Origin of the sequence: Nocardioides sp., assembly GCF_031422975.1 — a bacterium.
Taxonomy (GTDB): domain Bacteria; phylum Actinomycetota; class Actinomycetes; order Propionibacteriales; family Nocardioidaceae; genus Nocardioides.
The window spans coordinates 1-3618 of sequence record NZ_JANPEO010000219.1 but is presented as its reverse complement, the minus strand read 5'-3'; the positions used below and the strand labels follow the sequence as shown (position 1 = coordinate 3618).

Sequence of the window (3618 nt, the reverse complement as noted above, 5' to 3'; positions counted from 1 at the left end):
CTCCCACCTGATGGACGGCGGTTGGACCGCAGCCTGACGCAGCACCCCCCAGACCCCGAGTCACCCCGAGAAAGGCACCATCGATGTCCACCTCCACGCAGTCACCCGGCAGCCCGGCCAGCGCCACCGAGCCAGGCCAGACCAACATCGTCAAGGTCGTCTTCGCCTCCCTCATCGGCACCGCCGTCGAGTGGTACGACTTCTTCCTCTACGGCTCGGCCGCCGCCCTGGTCTTCGGCAAGCTGTTCTTCCCCGACAGTGAACCCGCCACGGCCACGATGCTGGCGTTCGGCACCTACGCGCTCGGCTTCGTCGCGCGCCCCCTGGGCGGCGTCGTCTTCGGGCACTTCGGCGACCGGGTCGGTCGCAAGAAGATGCTCGTCGTCTCGCTGCTGCTGATGGGGATCGCCACCTTCGCCATCGGGCTGCTGCCGACCTACGCCACCATCGGGATCGGTGCCCCGCTGCTGCTCCTCCTGTGTCGCCTCGTGCAGGGCTTCGCCGTCGGTGGCGAGTGGGGCGGCGCGGTCCTGATGGCCGCCGAGCACGGTTCCGACCACCAGCGCGGCTTCTGGTCGTCGTGGCCGCAGGCCGGGGTGGCGCTGGGCAACCTGTTCGCCACCGGTGTGCTGTGGGTGCTCGCGGCCGTGCAGTCCGACGACGCGTTCAACGCGTGGGGCTGGCGCATCCCGTTCCTGCTCAGCGCCGTGCTGGTCATCATCGGTCTGTGGGTCCGCCTCTCGATCGAGGAGTCCCCGGTCTTCAAGGAGGCCCAGGCCGAGATCGACGCCAAGGACAAGAAGCACGTGCCGATCCTCGAGGTGATCAAGCTCTACCCGCGCGAGGTCTTCGTCGCGATGGGGATGCGGATGGCCGAGAACATCTCCTACTACCTCTTCACCGTCATCTCGATCACGTTCCTCACGACCTACGTCGGCACGACCGGCGACAAGGGCATCATCCTCAAGGCCCTGCTCATCGGCGCGGTCGTGCACTTCATCACGATCCCGCTGATCGGCGCCCTGTCCGACCGTGTCGGTCGCCGACCGCTCTACGTCATCGGCGCTGTGGGGGTGGCCGCCTGGTCATGGGTCTTCTTCGACCTGATCACCAGCAAGGACGAGTCCAAGATCATCCTCGCGGTCGTCGTCGGACTGGTCCTGCATGCCTTCATGTATGCCCCGCAGGCGGCCTTCTTCTCCGAGCTGTTCGGCACCTCGGTCCGCTACACCGGAGCCTCCGTCGGCTACCAGCTCGCCTCGATCTTCGCGGGTGCCCTCGCGCCGATCATCGCCATCAAGCTGCTCGGCGCCGCGACCAACGGCGACACCAACGTGCACTACGTCGCCGTCTACATGACGATCGCCTCGGTGATCACCCTGGTCGCGGTCTACTTCGCCAAGGAGACCGCGAAGTCGTCGCTGCGCCACGACCGGGTGCTGCCCGACGCGCACTGAGACATCGCGGCGCCTTGCCTGGTGGGCAGGCGCCGCGTTGACTCGACGCATGACGACACCACAGCGACAGCTTCGTGACCTGACCGTCTCCGCGCTCGGACTCGGTTGCATGGGGATGAGCGAGTTCTACGGCTCGACCGACGAGCAGCAGGGCATCGACACCATCCGCCGCGCCCTCGACCTCGGCGTCACCTTCCTCGACACCGCCGACATGTACGGCCCCTTCACCAACGAGCAGCTCGTCGGCAAGGCCATCGGCGGCCGCCGCGACGAGGTGCAGCTCGCCACCAAGTTCGGCAACCAGCGCAACCCGGACGGCAGCCGGCTCGGCATCAACGGCTCACCGGAGTACGTCCGGTCCGCCTGCGACGCCTCGCTCCAGCGGCTCGGCGTCGACCACATCGACCTCTACTACCAGCACCGCGTCGACCAGTCCGTCCCGATCGAGGAGACCGTCGGCGCCATGGGCGAGCTCGTCGCGGCCGGGAAGGTGCGACACCTCGGCCTGTCCGAGGCGGCGCCGGACACGATCCGGCGCGCCCACGCCACGCACCCGATCACGGCGCTGCAGACGGAGTACTCGCTGTTCACCCGCGACCTCGAGGACGAGATCCTGCCCACCATCCGCGAGCTCGGCATCGGCCTGGTGCCCTACTCGCCGCTCGGTCGGGGCATCCTCACCGGCGCCATCACCCAGGGCACTCTCGAGGCGAGCGACTCGCGCACCAGCGCCTACTTCCCGCGGCTCAACGGTGAGGCGCTCGATGCCAATCTCGTGCTCGTCGATCGCGTCCGCGCCATCGCGTCCGACAAGGGGTGCACGCCGGGCCAGCTCGCGCTCGCCTGGGTGCTCGCCCAAGGCGACGACGTCGTGCCGATCCCGGGCACCAAGCGGGTGAAGTACCTCGAGGAGAACGTCGGCGCCCTCGACGTCCAGCTCACTGCCGAGGACCTGGCAGCGCTGGCCAACGCCGTCCCCCGCGACGCCGTCGTCGGCGCGCGCTACGGCGACATGTCGCACATCGACGCCGGGTAGAGCTCGACGAGGTGTCCGTACGAGCGGGGCGGAGGCGGACATCCGGGCGGTCCCGCCGGGCGGCGGACAGGCGATAGCGTCTCACCATGACCGACACCACCCCTGCCGTCGACGCGGCCGACCTGCTGTCTCGTGCCCGCGCCTGGGCCGAGGAGGACCCGGATCCGCAGACGAGGGCCGAGCTGGAGCAGGTCATCGCCGACGTCGAGGCCGGCGGCGACGACGCCGATCTGGACGACCGCTTCGCCGGCACTCTCGAGTTCGGTACGGCGGGTCTGCGCGGCGCACTGGGTGCGGGCTCGAACAGGATGAACCGCATCGTGGTGACGCGGGCCGCGGCCGGCCTGGCTGCCTACCTCATCGACACCGGCCACCGTGGCGGCAGCGTCGTCATCGGCTTCGACGCGCGGCACAACAGTGACGTCTTCGCGCGCGACACCGCCGAGGTGATGACCGGCGCGGGGCTGAAGGCGCTGGTGCTGCCGCGGCCGCTGCCGACTCCCGTGCTGGCGTTCGCCATCCGCGAGCTCGGGTGCGCGGCGGGCGTGATGGTCACCGCCAGCCACAACCCGCCGCAGGACAACGGCTACAAGGTCTACCTCGATGACGGCAGCCAGATCGTGCCGCCTGCGGACAGCGAGATCGCAGCGCGCATCGAGGCAGTGGGACCGATGGCCGACATTCCGCGCGGCAACGCAGGGAAGGTGGTGGAGGAGTAGATCATCGACCGCTACCTCGACATCGTCGCCGACCTCGCCGGTGACGGCCCCCGCGATCTCACCATTGTCTACACGCCGTTGCACGGTGTCGGTGGCACGACCGTCATCCAGGTCCTGGAGACGGCCGGGTTCAGCGCCCCGCACGTGGTCGAGCAGCAGGAGGAGCCCGCCCCCGAGTTCCCCACGGTCGCGTTCCCCAACCCCGAGGAGCCCGGCGCGATGGACCTCGCGATGGCGCTCGCGGCCGAGACGAAGGCCGACCTCGTGGTGGCCAACGACCCGGACGCCGACCGGTGTGCCGTGGCGGTGCCGGGACCTCACGGCTGGCGGATGCTCCGCGGCGACGAGGTGGGCGCACTGCTCGGGCACCACCTGCTCGGCCTGGGCCGGACCGGCACCTATGCCA

At 69.6% G+C, this 3618-nt stretch carries 3 protein-coding genes and 1 pseudogene; all 4 read left to right on the top strand.

The window, feature by feature from the left end; translation table 11 throughout:
* Positions 1-83: 83 nt before the first annotated feature.
* Positions 84-1457 (top strand): MFS transporter, encoded by a 1374-nt coding sequence (locus RMO85_RS06535; RefSeq protein WP_310527732.1) that lies wholly within the window; start codon positions 84-86, stop codon positions 1455-1457.
* Between the two features lie 49 nt (positions 1458-1506).
* Positions 1507-2493, top strand: coding sequence for an aldo/keto reductase (locus tag RMO85_RS06530; RefSeq protein WP_310527730.1), 987 nt, complete (start codon positions 1507-1509; stop codon positions 2491-2493).
* 86 nt (positions 2494-2579) lie between these two features.
* Positions 2580-3212, top strand: coding sequence for a hypothetical protein (locus RMO85_RS06525; RefSeq protein ID WP_310527729.1), 633 nt, complete (start codon positions 2580-2582; stop codon positions 3210-3212).
* Positions 3213-3618, top strand: a pseudogene (locus RMO85_RS06520) (phospho-sugar mutase); the annotation flags it as partial.